The following is a 16,988-nucleotide window of genomic DNA, read 5'->3' on the forward strand; positions in this document are numbered from 1 at the left end:
GTGTACAGGCCAACTCCTGCCAAACTTAGAATACCTGGTTGCGTAACAGCCGATAGTTGACTGCCTAGATCAGGTGGTGACCAAGATGAAACGGATCTTCGTATGCTCGTGCTAGTGATTGCGACGATGTTGCGCGAGAATATCTAGGGAATCGCCATGTTGCTCCACGGTTCGTCACAGATAGTGCCGTTGGCCTTGAACGATCACAAGCATTTCGTCGACCTGCCAGGCATCATTCAGGTGTCCCTGTCGTTTCTTGAGTTTTTGAGTATAGTCCTGGTTAAACTTCTAACACCATTGACGAACGGTTTCGTAGGTGACGATGATTCCGGGCTTTGTACTTTGTCTATAAACATTATTTTGGTATGATTCGCTCCATAGTCGACTTGTAAATCGTCAACCCTTGAAGTGAGCTATGACGCGTAGAGTAGTTATGCCGTGTCGTTTGACGTTACTTTGAGTTCGCTGTGATCTCCAATGCGCCCGTAGCTCAGTTGGATAGAGCATCGGCCTTCTAAGCCGAGGGTCGCAGGTTCGATTCCTGCCGGGCGCGCCACTTTTCAAAAAAAATCTTAGCTAACAAAGTCCTCAGCCTATCTTCCCAGTTTTTATGCGATGCCAAATACACTCGCTCATCTGGGTGTCCAAGGGGTCCTAACAAAGCTCGCCGTTCCTCAAGCCGATCTGAAACTTGTCTTTCTGGGCTGTCTTCTACCCGATATCCCTTGGATCATTCGACGGGCGGTTGTAGGACTCGATCCCGGTGTCGATCTGTATAGCCTGAAGCTCTATGCGATTACTCAGTCTTCTTTGTTTATGACGTTGGTGCTATGTGGCGCATTGGCCGGATTAAGCAGAACGCCGGGAAGGGCTTTTGGAATCCTTGGGAGCAATGCTGTTCTACATCTTGTTCTTGATGCGATACAGATCAAATGGGCCAACGGGGTTCATCTTGTCGCCCCGTTTTCATGGGTGCTATGCAATGTCGGGTGGTTTTGGCCGGAAAGTCTTCCGACATATCTTCTCACTGGGTTTGGCTTGGGTTACGTGTTTTGGCGATGGAAAGAGGCTCTCGCCGAACCATTGAGCCTGGCCACATTTTCGACCTATAGGATCGGGCTTTGTCTCATAGGACTCACTGTATACTTGATGGCCCCCTTTGTTTTTCTTCACGAGCCCTTCATGCACGACAATCATTATGTCCGAACGTTTCAAGAGAGGAATCATCGTATTGATCGCCCCGTGGAAGCTGATAGACGTCCTTATACAAAAGGCGTCAAAAACGACGTGATCAATGTTTTCGGAGAAGATTTCGTCGTGCGGGGGGCACAATTAGCTCAATCGGGAATGGCATCAATTCGCGGTCGCTTTGTCCAAGAACAGGTCATTGAGGTCTGGGACATTCATGCGCATTCTACCTGGTTCAGAGAATGGAGTAGTTGTGTCGGGATCTTCGCGGTCGGAAGCATATGGCTTATCGTGATCATTCGACATCTACGAATGATCACCCAGAAAACGCATGGGGCATCCAGACGATCACAAAAGGAGGGGCATGTGAGACATCATTGAAAGGGCCTGCATGTTTTACGATTGAGGATGAGACTGTATGATAGGTGAACTGAAAGAATTTTACCGTCGATTTCATGTAGGCACGTAACGCAAGATCATCAAAAACGTTTCTCGCCCCGTCTTCTGATGGAATTACATTATCAGATCTCCTTTGGCTATCCCTACTTATAGCGTTTATCGAACTCTTTCACGACTTCACTCGTAATGTCCAAACCACGTTGCGCGTAAAGGACAATCTTCAATGTCGTTTCACTCCCTTTATCGATGACAAGCGTAAAACCATGACGTTGGGCTACGACGGCGGTAGCGGCTTCGATTTTCTTCATATATTCCTGAACGAGTTCTTTTTGCTTTTGGCCGAGCTCTTGTTGGTATTCTTGCCCTCGTTTTTGAAAATCTTGGAATTTTCGCGTAAAGACCTCTTGTTTTGACTTAAGGCTCTTATCATTAGTCGATTGGAGTTTTCGCAACTCTGTTTGGAGATCTTCCAACTCTTTTTGGTCAGCCTTTAGCACATTTTCTCGTGCTTGTGCATGTTCCTTCAATGTAGCGAGTGCCCGACTCCCGGCTTTTGATTTTTCAATGACGGCTTGAGGATCGATGATGGCAATCTTAGAGGTCTCTTTTGCCAATGCCAGGGAGGTTGAACTAAAAAGTAGAATGCCAAGACACAGAAGGGTCATGATGTTTGCTGTTATCCGACGAATGGGTTGCATTGACGCGCTAAGCCTCCTCATGATGATATTCTCCAGAGAAATGTAAATGGGTTCGAAAGCCGTTCGTGATCTACGTGAGAGGTAATGCTCGCAGTACTTGGATTTCTTAGTATGCGAGAACTTCTCGAAGAGCAGCCCGCGTGACTATTGACTGACCTGAGGTTAACTAGGGCTATCGTTCGTGTCAAGAGTGCTTCGAATATCTCTACTTTACCATGATGAAACTGGGAATACGAGTGTAGATCTTATGCGGTTGTCCGTTCGTGAGCAGACGATGGGAGAGTCGATATGAAGATTGTGTGTTTTGGAGATAGCTTGACTGTAGGATTTCAATCTCCCACTCAGGAAGCCCCCTATTATCATGAAACGCCCTATGGAGATATGCTCCAACGTTGCTTTGGAAAACGTGCCACAGTGCTGACACGAGGTCACAATGGAGAATTAACGGGAGAGATGACAACTCGGTTTCCTCGGGACGTCCTTCGCGAAGTTCCGCACTCTGTCATTATCCTGGGGGGAACGAACGACCTAGGGATGAACATGGCTCCGTCAACTATTTTTGAGAATTTAACCTGGATGTATGATCAAGCGTCTCAGTCGGACATTCAGCCTGTGGCGGTCACGGTGCCTTCCTTGCGAGACGTAGGAGACCAGCAGAACCCAGAATTCCAAAAGCAGTATATTAACCCGAGGGTTGAACTGAATCGTCTGATCATGACCCACTGTCAGGCTCAAAGTCTGGCTTGTATCGACCTCTATTCCGCCACATTAGAGCCTGGCGGGACTCTTTTGCTGGCCCGCCAATATTCAAACGATGGTATCCATTTATCAACCAAGGGCTATGAATGCTTTGCAGGATTGGTGTGGGATCAAGTTTGGGCGAGGGAATACGGAATCCGTTCGACGGTCCTCGAATAACACGTTGAAACTGCCGTCGTGATAATCAAAGAATACTGAAGGGCCATTAGGTTTTGTCACTTCCCGACGAACTTGACGATGAGGTATTAGGGGACGAGGCCCCACTTGAGGAAGTCGAAGTGGATGATGACGAGTCCTTTGTCGTAGACGACGTGCTTGAACTGTCAGTGGATGCACTCGATCCACTGGATGACGCAGTCCCTTCCGTTTTACCCTCGGTCTTTCCTCCCTCTGTTTTTCCCTGAGGTTTCCCATCTTCTCCGGGCCGCTTCGGTTCTTTCAGTTTGTCTGAATAATCGGTCACGTACCATCCTGATCCTTTGAACATGATGGCTGGAGAGGAGATGATTTTTTCAACGGGTTCGCCTTTAGGGCATGAGAATTCCGCACAAGTTTTGATGGGCGGGTCGGAAAACTTCCGTTGGACTTCGAACTTTTCATTGCAGGCTGTACAGACATATTCATAAATCGGCACGGTTCGTCCTCCTGATGGTCTCCATAAGCACAGGCTGTAAGTTAATTAGGAGATAAGGTCACGCTCCCGAAAGTCAAGGGATAAAACGTCCATTTTTTCATTGTAACGCCTGAATGGCGCGAGCCACTTCGTCCATTCCCTGCTCGATAACAGCAATTGGCGGTGTGTAGGAAAAGCGTATATGCTCAGAACTCCCGAATGGTTCTCCTGCCACTCCAGCCACTTTGGCCTCTTTGAGCAGATAATGTGCCAGGTCAGATGCCGAAGAAATGATGCCGTCGGCATGCCGACGACCGAACAAGGCTGAAATGTTCGGGAAGGCATAGAAGGCTCCTCGAGGACTCAAGCAACTGACCCCGGGAATGGCGTTAAGACGGTCAACCATCATCGTTCGCTGTTTATCCAGTTCCTGAACCATTTCCTTCACGAATTCTTCTCCGTTCCGTAAGGCGGCCACAGCCGCTTTTTGAGAAATAGAAGTGGGGTTGGACGTACTCTGCCCTTGAACATGAGCCATCGCAGTTATAAGGTCCTTCGGGCCCGCCGCATAGCCTATTCGCCACCCAGTCATGGAATAGGATTTTGAGACGCCGTTCACGAGAAGAGTGCGAGCCGCGATTTCTGGTCCCAGTGCCGCAATGCTCAGATGTTGGTGTCCGTCATACGTGAGGTGTTCATAGATCTCATCAGAAACGATCAATAAGTCATGTTGAAGCGCGAGATCGGCGACACGTTCAAGAGTCTGCTGATCATACATACTGCCAGTCGGATTACAGGGGCTATTGATGATAATCGCTTTCGTCCTCGGTGTAATCAGTTTCTTGAGTGCCTCCGGATCAATCGCATAGTGGGATTGTTCTTCAGTCTTGAGGAACACCGGCGTCGCGTCTGCTAGCACGATTTGATCAGGGTAGGAGACCCAATAGGGGCTTGGCACAATGACTTCGTCACCAGCCTCAAGGGCAGCTTGAGTGAAATTGTAGAGAGAATGTTTTGCGCCACACGAAACTAGGATCTGTGACTTTTCATATTCCTGATGACGAGTAGACCGCAATGAATCGATGATGGCTTCTTTCAGCTCATCGATTCCAGAAACAGGCGTATATTTCGTGAATCCAGCCTGCATCGCCTCATATGCAGCATGTTTTACGTGGTCGGGAGTATCCTGGGCAGGTTCTCCAGCCGCAAAGTCAAACACTCGGACTCCTTGTGCTTTCATCGTTTTGACCGTTGCCGCCATTTGTAATGTTGGAGAGGCCTCAATCCTTGTTGTTCGTTCAGCAAGTTTCATGTGATTCCACGTCGTGATGGGGTTAAAAACGGGCTCGCAATCTTTCGGCGACTTCTGGATGCAAAAAATCCTGCAAGGGACCTCCAAGTGAGGCAACCTCCTTGACCATGCTTGATGTTAAATATGAATATTCTTCACTCGCCATCAGAAATACCGTTTCGATTTCTTCAGCAAGTTTTCGATTGAGCAGTGCCATCTGAAATTCATGTTCAAAATCTGACACGGCTCGCATGCCACGGATGATCGCCTGCGCCCCTCGTTCGCGTACATAATCTACTAAAAGAGAGTGGAATGGCTCCACATCAACATGCGATAAGTGTTTCGTCGCAATTTTAGCGAGTTCCACACGTTCAGATAGATCGAACAAGGGCCCTTTTTGAGGATTCGGCGCCACGGCCACGATCACACGATCAACCATTCGCAGGCTTCGCGCGATGACGTTGGCATGTCCGAGCGTAATGGGATCAAACGTCCCTGGATAAACGCCGATTCGCATGACTATCAAAAGTTGGTTGATAAAAGGTCAACATGGTATCGCCGTACCGCTGGGTTCGTGACACCTTAAGCGAGCTAGCAAAGGACGGCATGTCAGTTTTCCAAAAATGTTCTACAATGATCGTTCCCTGTGGAGAGAGCATCCGTTCATGGCCGAGGTCACATAAGAGAGGAAGGAAGTCGTGCTGTCGATAGGGGGGATCGACATAGATCATGTCATATGGTCCCGAGTAAAGAACTTGCGGGATTTGTCGGATTTTCCAGGCGTCGCCACAGAGAACGGTGGCTTCTTCGGGGTTTCCCCATTGTGCAAGATTCCGCCTGAGGAGAAGCAAGGAATCTTGGTGGTGATCGACAAACACAACACGGGCAGCGCCACGACTCAAGGCCTCGAGTCCGATGGTTCCCACTCCACAACACAGATCGAGCACTCGCGCTTGTGGTACGTGATCGGCAAGAATGGAAAATAGTGCTTCTCTCACGCGTCCAGACGTAGGACGGATATGATTTCCAGTCGGACCTTGAAGTCGACGCCCTTTTTGACTTCCAGCTATCACTCGCAGCATCAATAATGGTCTCACTCAATTATGCCCCTAGGGCTTTGTACCGTACCACACCATTTTCAGATTTCACAACACGATCAGCTGTGACTTTGACGTGTTTCTTCGGACCTGCCTATAGTGAAGAGCTCCTTAAAACACACATAACAGTAGGGAAAAATGGGAATTCAAACATGGCCCAAATCCGAACGCCCGCGGGAACGGCTCTTACAAGAAGGGCCAGAATCCGTCTCTGATGCTCAACTGCTCGCCATTCTTTTACGTGTGGGAAGACCGGACTCTACCGCCGTTCAAGTCGCCATGGAGTTGCTGCAACAGTTGGATGGGTTACCGGGCCTGTGTAATCGAAGCCTTGAAGAGTTATGCGTCATTCCTGGGGTTGGCCCAGCTAAGGCTGCTCAGATCATGGCGGCACTTGAACTGGGGAAACGGTCACTCGCCGCCCCATTAACGACAGGAGTGCGAATCGGAAGTAGTCAAGAGTTGTATAGGCATTATTTCCCCCGGCTTCGAGATCTACGTCACGAAATCTTTAAAGTCGTCTTACTTGATGCGAAGCATAAAATTATTCGAGATGCGACGATTTCTGAAGGAAGCTTGACGATCAACATCGTACATCCACGTGAAGTGTTTAATATAGCCGTCCGGGAATCAGCGGCAGCCATCGTCGTCCTTCATAATCACCCCAGCGGCAATCCTGAACCCAGTGAAGAAGATCACGCCCTCACACATCGATTGGTCACGGCGGGAGAGATTCTTGGGATTCAAGTATTGGATCACCTCGTGATTGGTGATGGCCGCTATGTCAGTTTTGCTGACAGAGGGTTTCTTCATCATAGAGAATCTTGATAGAACATTTCCGTGTTAAACGGAATCCCCCTTTTGTATTGATCTGGTTATAAGCGTAAAGTTCGGTAGATTTTCTCGGGAAAACATGCTAGAACTATTTGGGAATAAAGGGTTTTTATTCCAGACAGTCAATCAAAGCCCATCTGCCCTGTGGGCCGTATTGGACAGGTTCGCAAGAGACTTACCATGAAAATTAGTCAGGACGAAGTCGACCATATCGCCCATTTGGCACGATTGCATATCGCTGAAGGCGAGAAAGAGCAATTCAGCGAACAATTGAGCCAAATCGTGACTTTTGTCAATCAGCTTAGCGAGGTGGATACCGAGGACATTCCCCAGACTGCCACAACTTCGACGGCATCAAATGTCCTACGAGAGGACATTTGCCATGCCTGCTTGCCCGTCGAAGAAGCCGTGGCCAATGCCCCTCAAACCAAAGAAGGGTTTTTTGTCGTTCCAAAGATTATCTCGGATCAAGAAACCAGAAACCGTTGATGGAATGAAAAGCATAGCTCGTACCGAACCGAAGGTCCGAGCAGAAGAATATTCAACAATGTTCGGCCCCTGATGTTCCGTCACGCCTCGAATAAAGTTACGCGTCTTCAAAATGGTCACATCTCTTTTTAAGCTCAGTTTAAAAGAACTCCAGGATCTTTTTACTGCCGGGGACATCAGCGCCCGGGATATCGCGCGTTCCTATCTGTTACGAATCAGCCAAGTTGAATCAAAAGTGAATGCCTTCATTACCTGTCAGGACAGAGAACGACTACTCACGGAGGCTGAGGCGATCGACAGGGATTTGAAGCAATGGCGGAAAACGTTTCCGTTAATGGGAATGCCGATCGCTATCAAGGACAATATTTGTACGCAGGCATTACGGACAACTTGTGGGTCGAGAATGCTCGAACATTTTACGCCGCCCTACGATGCGACGGTCATTTCTTCCTTTCGAGCGGATCGCTATTTACTCGTGGGGAAGACAAATCTTGATGAATTCGGCATGGGTTCGTCAACGGAACATTCTGCATTTGGCACGACTCGCAATCCTTGGAACCTTGAACGCATTCCTGGAGGGTCAAGTGGAGGATCCGCCGCGGCGGTGGCGGCCGATGAATGTGTCGCTGCCCTGGGAACCGATACCGGCGGTTCTATTCGGCAACCGGCCGGATGTTGTGGGGTCGTTGGATTAAAACCCACATATGGGCGGGTATCACGGTATGGGCTTGTCGCCTTTGCCTCTTCGTTGGATCAAATCGGACCGATTACAAAAACTGTGACAGATGCCGCGATTTTACTCAATGCCTTGGCCAAGCATGACCCCCGAGATTCGACGTCCGTCGATACCGATGCGCCTGACTATACGAAAGCCGTCAAGAAAAAGGACGTCAAAAAACTCAAGATTGGAGTCCCGCGGGAATTCTTCGCGGAAGGGCTCGATCCGGAAGTTGAGCAGCATCTCCAATCGGCCATCGCTCACTATCAGGATCTTGGAGGAACGATTCAAGAAGTCTCGCTTCCGACCACGCAATGGGCGATCGCGGCGTATTATATCATCGCAACAGCGGAGGCGAGTTCAAATCTCGCACGTTATGATGGCGTGAAGTATGGTTATCGAACCAAAGAACGACAAGACCTTATGGAGATGTACCGACAGACTCGAGCAGAAGGGTTTGGCCCCGAAGTGAAACGCCGCATCATGTTAGGCACATATGCGTTGAGCGCCGGGTATTATGATGCATTCTACGGCAAGGCCCAATCCGTGAGAACTCTGATTGCACGAGATTTTGAGAATGTCTTCCAGGATGTGGATTTTCTGATTACGCCAGTGATGCCTACGCCGGCCTTTCCATTGGGTGAAAGGCTTCAAGACCCGCTACACATGTATTTATCAGATATGTATACTATTTCTGCTAGCCTGGCTGGGCTTCCTGCAATATCACTCCCTTGCGGGTTTAGTCAGGATGGCTTGCCGATCGGCATGCAGTTGATGGGGCGTCCCTTTGAAGAATCGACGATTCTTCGCGCGGCCTTCGCCTATGAACAGGCAACGCAATGGCGAAAGAAACGTCCTTCCATTCGTTAGCCAGGAAGAAAGGAACAGGTTTTTATGATCGATTTGGCTGCAGTCGCCATCGCCATCGCCGTCGTTGTCCTGGTGGGGTACCTGATCCCGACCATTTTGCAAATTAAGCGAACGGTCGCGCAGTCCGAGCGTGTCCTGGCACGGGTCAACAATGAATTACCCGGGTTGCTCAAAGATATCCGTGGAACCAGTGAAAACGTGCGAGCGCTCACCGATCAAGCCAAAATGGGGGTTGATCGGGCCTCGACGTTGTTTACGGCCTTGGGCGACATGGGACAAACGGTCCAACAGGTTCACGGAGCCGTGCGCGGCAGGAGCGGCTCGCTGTTCCTGGGACTCACCAGCGTGTTGGCGGGAATTAAAGCCGCTTCTCAAAAAATGAAACATCGTGCCTCAAAAGAAGGAGGGAAAGAGCATGGGAAATAATCAATCATCTGCGTCTGCTGGATCCGTTGCGTTAGCGTTTTTAAGTGGTGCGCTGGTCGGAGCCGTTGGGGCCTTCTTGCTGGCCCCACAGGGGGGACGTGAATCGCGAGAGCGTCTTGTGGGGTATGCACGACGGACCGGCGAGGATATTCGCGATCTTCGAGAGAAGGCCACCGATGCGTTGGATGAAGTGGTATTGAAGGGGAGGGACTTTGTGGACGAAGCATCTTCCGCCGTGAAAGAGGCCATCGAAGCTGGACGTGAAGCCATGCGTCGTGAACGCGATCAGAATACGCACGATTACACCCTTTAATCTAGAGGATTCCGCACTTAGACTATGTCGTACGAGGTGGTGATCGGCGTTGAGGTACATGCTCAACTCCGGACTCAATCAAAATTATTTTGTTCGTGTGGGACAGTGTTTGGAGGTGAACCAAACACCCAAACATGTCCCGTATGCTTGGGCATGCCAGGCTCACTGCCCGTATTGAATCGCTTGGCCGTCGATATGGCTATTCGCGTCGGTCTTGCGTTGCAGTGCACGATTCGAACGGACAATCACTTCGCCCGTAAGAATTATTTCTATCCTGACCTGCCGAAAGGCTACCAAATTTCACAATATGAAGCGCCCATCTGTGAGAATGGTTGGCTTGACATCGACTCCGCATCCAAAGTCAAACGGGTACGAATCCGCCGGGCTCATCTTGAAGAAGATGCCGGAAAAACGGTTCATCAGCCTCAAGGGCAAGATAGCTATGTTGATCTCAATCGAACGGGAACGCCGCTCCTGGAAATTGTCACGGAACCCGATCTGCGTTCCGGGGATGATGTAGATACCTATCTACGCTTGCTGCGGGACATTCTGATGTATCTAGACGTATGTGACGGCAATATGGAGCAGGGGAATTTGCGTTGCGAACCAAATATTTCTTTGCGTCCTGTTGGGGCTCAGGACTTTGGGACCAAGGTTGAATTGAAGAACATCAACTCGTTCCGGTTTGTTCATGAGGCCATTGAATATGAAGTGTCTCGACAGACCCAGGTGTTATCGAACGGAGGCACCATTCACCAGGAAACACGCCTTTGGGATGAAGTTCAAGGACGAACCGTCGTGATGAGAAGCAAAGAAGAAGCGCATGACTATCGGTATTTCCCTGATCCCGATTTGCTTCCTTTACACCTCGATCAAGACATCATTGACTCGATCCAGGCCACGCTCCCAGAGCTCCCGGGGGCTCGCAAGAAGCGAATGATCACGGCGTATGCATTACCAGACACAGACGCCGCGCTCCTGACCTCATCAAAAGCACTCGCCGATTATTTCGAGTCATGTGTGGAACTCTTTCCCTTCCCCAAGACCGTGTGCAATTGGGTGAAAGGGGAATTGCTTCATGAACTGCACGCCCATGGTGTGTCGGCCCAAGAGTCTGAGTTGAGCCCCGAACGACTCGTCCAGTTATTACAGTTAGTCGAAGATGATGCGATTAGCCTCAAGGCCGCTCGCGAGATCTTTTCCGAACTCTATGACAGCGGGAAAGACCCCAAAACCTTGATTGATGAGAAGGGATTGAGTCAAGTCTCGGATGACGAAGCCCTTCTGACGTTCATACGTGACGTGCTCGCCAATCATCCAACGCAAGTTCGCCAGTATCAAGACGGAAAAGAGGCGGTGTTAGGGTTTTTTGTCGGACAGGTGATGAAAGCGTCAAAAGGCAAAGCTAATCCTGGAAAAGTAAATGCGTTATTGAAGACCGCGTTAGTGAACCATTCTTAATATAGGTGTCATGACGATGAGTACGATTCAAACGATTGTGTCTCGAATGATCTTGGATTCGCGTGGGAATCCCACGGTTGAAGTAGACGTGAAGCTTTCAAGTGGCGCCTGGGGGCGTGCAGCAGTGCCTTCAGGGGCATCCACAGGAGCACGTGAAGCGCTTGAACTTCGGGATCGTGACAAACGACGATGGATGGGCAAAGGTGTCGATAAGGCTGTACAGAGTGTCAAGAGATCGCTTGCGCCAAAACTCATCGGCATGTCAGCCTTTGATCAAGTGGCGATCGACTCGACCATGATTGCCCTAGATGGCACGAAAGGTAAATCCCGGCTTGGCGCGAATGCTATTCTGGGGGTATCCTTAGCAGTCGCACGTGCCGCAGCTTCTGAACTTGGCCAACCGCTCTATAGGTACATAGGCGGTGTGAATGCGAGAGAATTACCGGTTCCGATGATGAATATCATTAATGGCGGAGCACATGCTGACAATGGATTGGACTTTCAAGAGTTTATGATTATGCCGGTCGGAGCCTCAAGCTTTCGTGAGGCCCTTCGAATGGGCACGGAAGTCTTTCATCACCTCAAAGCTCTCTTGCAATCCAAGCGATTAAGTACGGCGGTAGGGGACGAAGGTGGCTTCGCACCGTATGTCGGGTCTCATGAGGAAGCGCTCGATCTTATTGTATTGGCCATCAAGAAAGCCGGGTATCGAGCGGGGCGAGATATCGTGTTAGCGCTTGATGCCGCTGCCAGCGAGTTTTATGAAAAAAACCGTTATACGCTCAGGAGCCAGGATGGGGCGCAGCACTCTTCGGAGGGGATGATCGATTACTATGCATCTTTAACCGCACGTTTTCCCATTGTCTCGATCGAAGATGGGTTAAATGAAGATGATTGGAAGGGGTGGGTCGCACTCACGGCGAAACTAGGGGACCGTGTTCAATTAGTAGGCGATGATCTCTTCGTGACCAACGTCGAGTATCTGTCCAGGGGCATTCAAGAACGAGCAGGAAACGCCATCCTGATCAAGCTCAATCAAATTGGCACATTGACAGAAACCATAGAAGCCGTAACATTAGCTAAGAGGAAAGGTTTTGGGGTCATTGTCTCTCACCGATCGGGAGAGACTGAAGATGTGACGATCGCTGACCTAGCCGTCGCTCTCAATACTGGACAGATCAAAACCGGGTCTTTGTCCCGCACTGACCGGCTCGCCAAGTATAATCAGCTCTTGCGCATCGAAGAAGAGTTGGGTCGTGCGGCCATCTATCCGGGAAAGGCTGGATTACCGATTTTTTGACGTTCTAACATGGCTAAAAACCGAAAAAAGAAACGACAAAAACCAGGCTTCTTAGGCGAGGTATCACATCGACTCCCCACGGTCGCTGGAATGATCCTTGGGGGAATGTTTTTGGGGTATATCTTTTTTACGAAAGACGGAGTCCCTTTATATCGTGCTCAAGTGCAGGCTGCAGAGAATTTAGAGCGACGGATACACGAGATCAAAACTCAAAATGCCATACTCGAGGAAGAAATTCGTCTTGTGCAAACCGACTCGAGAAAGCTTGAGGAGCTAGCCAGAAATCACCTGGGAATGGTGCGGAAAGGAGAAACCGTTTATCAATTCGTGGAGCCTCAGGTAAAACACGCTCCTCCTCACCTTTAATTATATCTCTTTGTTGTGTCCTCCACGCATCGTCAAAACCCCATCTCTGAATTTCAACCGCGTCCTCGTCAGCGAGACTGGCTGGTTGGCCTGCCATGAAATTCGGCACGTTGGTTCTCGTCGGACGTCCCAATGTTGGAAAGTCGACTCTCCTCAATACTCTTGTGCGACAAAAAGTCGCGATTGTCTCGGATAAACCACAAACAACGCGAACACGAATTCTTGGAGTCGGACATTTGCCACAGGCGCAAATCGTTATCCTCGATACACCGGGACTTCATAAGCCCAAGCATCAACTCAATCGCAAGATGGTCAGGACGACCTTGGATTCGCTTCCGGAAGCCGACGTCATTTACGCCATGGTTGATGCGCGAAAGCCGCCAGGCCCTGGAGATCGATTTGTCCTGGAGCAGGTCACGGCGGCAACCCAAGCCAGAGGGTATAATGGGATATTCTTGCTCTTGAATAAGGTCGATGAAATGGGAAAGGCTCGTCTCTTGCCATTGATCGATCAATACCGTCAACTGGGAGAGTGGACGGAGATTGTACCAATCTCCGCTAAACAAGGGGATAATATTGATCGGTTGATTCAATTAACCTTGGCTTGTCTGCCGGATGAACCTCAACCTCTCTATGAAGAAGATTTCCTCACTGATCAATCCATGCGACACATGGCAGCGGAAATCGTTCGCGAGAAAATCTTGCAGCAAACACACGCTGAACTCCCGTATGCCGTAGCAGTGTTAATTGAAGATTTTCTCGAGAAAGACTCCGCAGCCCATATTACCGCCTCGATTTATGTGGAAAAATCCTCTCAAAAACCCATTATCATCGGAAAACAGGGACAACGATTGAAAGCGATCGGAACCGATGCCAGGATTGAAATGGAACAGATTTTCGGTGTCAAGATTTTCTTAGAGCTTTGGGTGAAGGTCCGCGAGGATTGGAGAGATAATGAACGACTGTTGACCGAACTGGGCTATTAGGGATACAGGGGATAGGCCCTGTTGAAATTGCTTCGTTATCGCTTTGCAATAGAGGCAAATTTTCTTATGCCACTCTATAAGACGCAAGCCGTGATCCTCAAAAGTCAGCGATGGGGCGAAGCCGACCGGATCGTGACCTGTTACACTGAACACGTCGGAAAAGTTCGCGGCATCGCTCGAGGCGCTCGACGCATGAAAAGCCGATTTGGCAGTGCCCTCGAACCATTCCGCTTGATTGGCCTCACACTATTCGAGAAAAATACAGAAACACTTGCCCGCGTTAGTCAGGCCGATATTATCGAGCCATTCTCAAAACTTTCTGAAAATTTATCCTTGATGACGGCTGCTGCACGTATGGTGAATTTCATTCAAGGCATCACGCCTGACCGGGATCCGAATCAGTCAACATTTCATGGGCTAATCAACGGCTTAACATTCTTGTCAGATGGGCATGATCCTGGATTATGTACACTTCTCTTTCACATTCATATTCTGGGACATTCCGGTTTTCGCCCTCAACTCGATCACTGCGCGGACTGTGGAAAAATGTTTCATGCCGCCACGATAGTCCGATTTTCTCCACAAGCTGGTGGCGCTGTATGTACAATTTGCCAAGATAAATACCATGGGCGAGGCCTGTCGTTATCTCCTGGTAGTTTGGCCTTTATCCAGCAGGCTAAACGACTGCCTTTTTCAAAAGTGATTCGATTGCGTGCGGATGGGCGAGTACGTGAAGAAGTTGAGCAAGCCATCGAAGCTTACGTGGAACATATTCTCGGCCGTACGCTCCCACGTATGAGTCTATATTCTTCGGTATCGCATTCGTAATTTTTTCGCAATCTTCTGAAGAGGATATATGATATGACACATGATTTGATTGCGCCTAACGATATGAATTGGCTAGACAACGGGATCTTAGGCATCGATTGGAGTGATGGCCATCGTGGAATTTATCCCGTGCGGTATCTTCGTCAACGTTGTCCCTGTGCCGCATGCATTGATGAGTGGACTGGGGAACAACGGCTCAAGCCTGAGTCTGTCCCTTTACTCGTCATGCTGAAAGATATTGAAGCTGTTGGACGGTATGCTCTGCGATTTACGTGGAGCGATGGGCATGATACAGGAATCTATTCCTTTACAGCTTTACGTGCGATGTGCCAATGCAACATCTGCCAGCCTGAAAAACCTTCAGAACCACGCGGGAAAGTCCTCCTTTAGGCAATTGTAGGCAAGAGATCGATGTAACAAAATCGTGCTACTGGCAACAACAAACATGAAGAAGCCTCACGCAGCTGCTTAAAGCAACTCTGTATGTTGCTACGTTGTAGCTGAAATTTAATAGGTAGCCGACTTGTAAGAGAGGAGGGGCGTGAACGATTTATTACTCTAAAGACACGTTCCGAATCGTGGGCACTTGTTGTATGGTATGACGAGCTTCTTCAACATAGTATGCATATTCTGCCTCAGGGTAGCCCTCGATAACAGCCTGCAGGAGGTCGCGGGCAAGTTCTAGATGTCCGGTCTTCCATGCCGCTTCACCAGCCAGGAGAGAACAAGAGGCTGCCATGGCCCTAGGATCGACAGAAAGACGTGAAGCACGATGAGATGTCCAATTTTTCAAAAATTTTGGTAGGGGAATAGGAGAGTGATGGATCGAAATTGGTCGAGGTGCCTCTGTCAGCTTGAGAATGTAATCTTTCATCTGCAAGGGATCTTGGTCGGTGACGCACCTATTATACATAGACCAAAGCCCCATAAACTCTGAATCCTCAAGGGCTAGTTCACTTCTCTCGGTAGGCTGAAAACTTTGACATCCAGTGAAAAGCACCAGAGACAATATGCCTACGAGATAAAAACGAATATTTTGGTAAATAAATTTCATAAGAGTAAGTACTTTCGGAAGATTAAAAAAACACTTGCTTGTTCATAAAAAGAATTTTTAAAGATATAAGCAATGGTCATGCCATTTAACGTAAACACATAAGTCATTGAAATATATTGTAAATTAAGATATTTTCATCATAAGATAAGATCACGTGTTGCTTATTTACAACGAAAGTGTGATTTTTGATCAACGAATTACGAACGTCTTGAACGATTCCCAAGTGTCTGCTCTTCGTATTGAGAGAATAATCGTTTGGTTTCAGGATGAAGATGAAGTGATTGTCCTTTCGTAATATCACGCGTATGAAAGAAAGGACTAAACGCCCCCGTCGGATGTAAATACCCTGCTCGAAGCGGAACAGATCGATTTTGGTGGTGAACCAGGTAACAGGAAGTCGGTCGAATGCTGCTCAACCATGCCGCCAAATCTTGCGGGTTACCGATGGATGCCGATAGCAGAAGAAGACGAGCCCGTGATGGACAAAAGATAATCGTTTCCTCCCAAACAACCCCACGTTCGGCATCGGCTAGGTACTGTGATTCATCCAAAATGACGAGCCCGAGTGTATTCAGGCGAATGTCGACCTCTCCACTTGCCGCATCATAGAACAGGTTCCGTAGAATTTCTGTCGTCATGATCAAAAGCGGAGCCTGAGCATTGTCTCGTCGATCGCCTGTGAGTATGCCGACATGATCCCGTCCAAATAACGAAGAAAATTCCATGTATTTGGTGTTTGAGAGGGCTTTCAGCGGAGACGTGTAGATCACGGTCTGGTCTTTCTCGAGTGCTCGTTTCGTGGCTTCCACGGCCACGAATGTTTTCCCGCTTCCCGTGGGAACGCTGACGATCACGTCATGCACATCGAGTTTTTCCACGGCCTCGGTTTGCCATGGATCTGGTTGGAATTCTCGTGGCGGCGGAATACCCAATCCCTCTAAGAGTTCGCTTGAGGAAACCAGCGGCGTGGGAACGCGAGATGCCTTAGGCTTGCTCTGTGCCACGACGGGCTTCGTTGAAGACTTCTCGTGAGATTCAGGTGTTGTGGATTGTCGAAAACTTTGAGCTTGTGATGTCAAAAGGTCGGATTCAAGGAGTTGCCGAGAATCCAGAGGGAGGTTGAGTAAAATCTCGATTAATCGACGTTTCCCTAAGCGAAAATGTCGGTGAATTCGCCCCCGTGCGAGAAAGTGAAGCCGTCGCAGGGGAAGCGATTGCAGATGTTGGCTGAGTTCAGCGTTCGTCATCTCAGACATTCCTCAAAAAACAACCGAATAGGGTTTCTTCTAAAATTAGAA

At 49.0% G+C, this 16,988-nt stretch carries 20 protein-coding genes and 1 tRNA gene; 14 read left to right on the forward strand and 7 right to left on the reverse strand.

Annotation, left to right across the window (positions count from 1 at the left end; all coding sequences use genetic code 11):
- The first annotated feature begins 479 nt into the window (after window positions 1-479).
- Both MRJ96_14210 and MRJ96_14215 read left to right on the forward strand, forming a co-directional pair.
- A tRNA-Arg gene (locus MRJ96_14210) sits at window positions 480-556 on the forward strand.
- A 59-nt stretch (window positions 557-615) separates the two neighbouring features.
- Window positions 616-1,569, forward strand: coding sequence for a hypothetical protein (locus tag MRJ96_14215; protein MDR4502596.1), 954 nt, complete (start codon window positions 616-618; stop codon window positions 1,567-1,569).
- A 161-nt stretch (window positions 1,570-1,730) separates the two neighbouring features.
- Here MRJ96_14215 and MRJ96_14220 read toward each other — a convergent pair whose 3' ends face one another.
- A complete protein-coding gene (locus MRJ96_14220; protein MDR4502597.1) occupies window positions 1,731-2,306 on the reverse strand; it encodes an OmpH family outer membrane protein in 576 nt (191 codons plus the stop codon).
- Between the two features lie 267 nt (window positions 2,307-2,573).
- On the opposite strand from MRJ96_14220, the gene MRJ96_14225 reads away from it, so the two are divergent.
- Window positions 2,574-3,203 carry a GDSL-type esterase/lipase family protein gene (locus tag MRJ96_14225; GenBank protein MDR4502598.1) on the forward strand — a complete coding sequence of 210 codons (630 nt, stop codon included), beginning with the start codon at window positions 2,574-2,576 and terminating at the stop codon, window positions 3,201-3,203.
- Window positions 3,204-3,249: 46 nt separating this feature from the next.
- Here MRJ96_14225 and MRJ96_14230 read toward each other — a convergent pair whose 3' ends face one another.
- The 4 genes from MRJ96_14230 to rsmD form a co-directional block, all read right to left on the reverse strand.
- Window positions 3,250-3,678, reverse strand: a complete 429-nt coding sequence (locus tag MRJ96_14230) for a zinc ribbon domain-containing protein (protein ID MDR4502599.1) — start codon at window positions 3,676-3,678, stop codon at window positions 3,250-3,252.
- 97 nt (window positions 3,679-3,775) lie between these two features.
- The gene (locus tag MRJ96_14235; protein MDR4502600.1) at window positions 3,776-4,969 is read right to left on the reverse strand and encodes a pyridoxal phosphate-dependent aminotransferase; all 1,194 of its coding nucleotides are present in this window, start codon (window positions 4,967-4,969) and stop codon (window positions 3,776-3,778) included.
- A gap of 22 nt (window positions 4,970-4,991) precedes the next feature.
- A complete protein-coding gene (gene coaD / locus MRJ96_14240) occupies window positions 4,992-5,465 on the reverse strand; it encodes a pantetheine-phosphate adenylyltransferase (GenBank protein MDR4502601.1) in 474 nt (157 codons plus the stop codon).
- On the reverse strand, window positions 5,434-6,030 hold the full coding sequence (gene rsmD / locus MRJ96_14245; protein MDR4502602.1) for a 16S rRNA (guanine(966)-N(2))-methyltransferase RsmD: 597 nt from the start codon (window positions 6,028-6,030) through the stop codon (window positions 5,434-5,436). The genes coaD and rsmD overlap by 32 nt, the downstream gene beginning before the upstream one ends.
- 153 nt (window positions 6,031-6,183) lie before the next feature.
- Here rsmD and radC point away from each other — a divergent pair, with 153 nt between their 5' ends.
- From radC to MRJ96_14300, 11 genes are all read left to right on the forward strand, one after another.
- Window positions 6,184-6,873: a DNA repair protein RadC gene (radC, locus tag MRJ96_14250; GenBank protein ID MDR4502603.1), complete on the forward strand. Its 690-nt coding sequence runs from the start codon at window positions 6,184-6,186 to the stop codon at window positions 6,871-6,873.
- A 186-nt stretch (window positions 6,874-7,059) separates the two neighbouring features.
- Window positions 7,060-7,368, forward strand: coding sequence for an Asp-tRNA(Asn)/Glu-tRNA(Gln) amidotransferase subunit GatC (gatC, locus tag MRJ96_14255; protein MDR4502604.1), 309 nt, complete (start codon window positions 7,060-7,062; stop codon window positions 7,366-7,368).
- 112 nt (window positions 7,369-7,480) lie between these two features.
- Window positions 7,481-8,956 carry an Asp-tRNA(Asn)/Glu-tRNA(Gln) amidotransferase subunit GatA gene (gatA, locus tag MRJ96_14260; protein MDR4502605.1) on the forward strand — a complete coding sequence of 492 codons (1,476 nt, stop codon included), beginning with the start codon at window positions 7,481-7,483 and terminating at the stop codon, window positions 8,954-8,956.
- Window positions 8,957-8,980: 24 nt separating this feature from the next.
- Window positions 8,981-9,382 carry a DUF948 domain-containing protein gene (locus MRJ96_14265; GenBank protein MDR4502606.1) on the forward strand — a complete coding sequence of 134 codons (402 nt, stop codon included), beginning with the start codon at window positions 8,981-8,983 and terminating at the stop codon, window positions 9,380-9,382.
- Entirely contained in the window at window positions 9,372-9,695 is a 324-nt protein-coding gene (locus tag MRJ96_14270) for a YtxH domain-containing protein (protein ID MDR4502607.1), read from the forward strand. Before MRJ96_14265 ends, MRJ96_14270 begins: the two co-directional genes overlap by 11 nt.
- 24 nt (window positions 9,696-9,719) lie before the next feature.
- Window positions 9,720-11,156 carry an Asp-tRNA(Asn)/Glu-tRNA(Gln) amidotransferase subunit GatB gene (gene gatB / locus MRJ96_14275; protein MDR4502608.1) on the forward strand — a complete coding sequence of 479 codons (1,437 nt, stop codon included), beginning with the start codon at window positions 9,720-9,722 and terminating at the stop codon, window positions 11,154-11,156.
- Between the two features lie 16 nt (window positions 11,157-11,172).
- Window positions 11,173-12,456, forward strand: coding sequence for a phosphopyruvate hydratase (eno, locus tag MRJ96_14280; protein ID MDR4502609.1), 1,284 nt, complete (start codon window positions 11,173-11,175; stop codon window positions 12,454-12,456).
- 9 nt (window positions 12,457-12,465) lie between these two features.
- The gene (locus MRJ96_14285; GenBank protein MDR4502610.1) at window positions 12,466-12,822 is read left to right on the forward strand and encodes a septum formation initiator family protein; all 357 of its coding nucleotides are present in this window, start codon (window positions 12,466-12,468) and stop codon (window positions 12,820-12,822) included.
- A gap of 95 nt (window positions 12,823-12,917) precedes the next feature.
- Window positions 12,918-13,808, forward strand: a complete 891-nt coding sequence (gene era, locus MRJ96_14290) for a GTPase Era (GenBank protein ID MDR4502611.1) — start codon at window positions 12,918-12,920, stop codon at window positions 13,806-13,808.
- A gap of 66 nt (window positions 13,809-13,874) precedes the next feature.
- Window positions 13,875-14,636, forward strand: a complete 762-nt coding sequence (gene recO, locus MRJ96_14295; protein MDR4502612.1) for a DNA repair protein RecO — start codon at window positions 13,875-13,877, stop codon at window positions 14,634-14,636.
- Window positions 14,637-14,669: 33 nt separating this feature from the next.
- The gene (locus MRJ96_14300; GenBank protein ID MDR4502613.1) at window positions 14,670-15,026 is read left to right on the forward strand and encodes a DUF971 domain-containing protein; all 357 of its coding nucleotides are present in this window, start codon (window positions 14,670-14,672) and stop codon (window positions 15,024-15,026) included.
- 163 nt (window positions 15,027-15,189) lie between these two features.
- On the opposite strand, the gene MRJ96_14305 is transcribed toward MRJ96_14300, so the two are convergent.
- Window positions 15,190-15,564, reverse strand: a complete 375-nt coding sequence (locus MRJ96_14305) for a hypothetical protein (protein MDR4502614.1) — start codon at window positions 15,562-15,564, stop codon at window positions 15,190-15,192.
- A gap of 323 nt (window positions 15,565-15,887) precedes the next feature.
- On the reverse strand, window positions 15,888-16,937 hold the full coding sequence (locus tag MRJ96_14310) for a DEAD/DEAH box helicase (protein MDR4502615.1): 1,050 nt from the start codon (window positions 16,935-16,937) through the stop codon (window positions 15,888-15,890).
- Window positions 16,938-16,988 lie beyond the last annotated feature (51 nt).

The organism is Nitrospirales bacterium, assembly GCA_031315865.1.
Taxonomy (GTDB): domain Bacteria; phylum Nitrospirota; class Nitrospiria; order Nitrospirales; family UBA8639; genus JAGQKC01.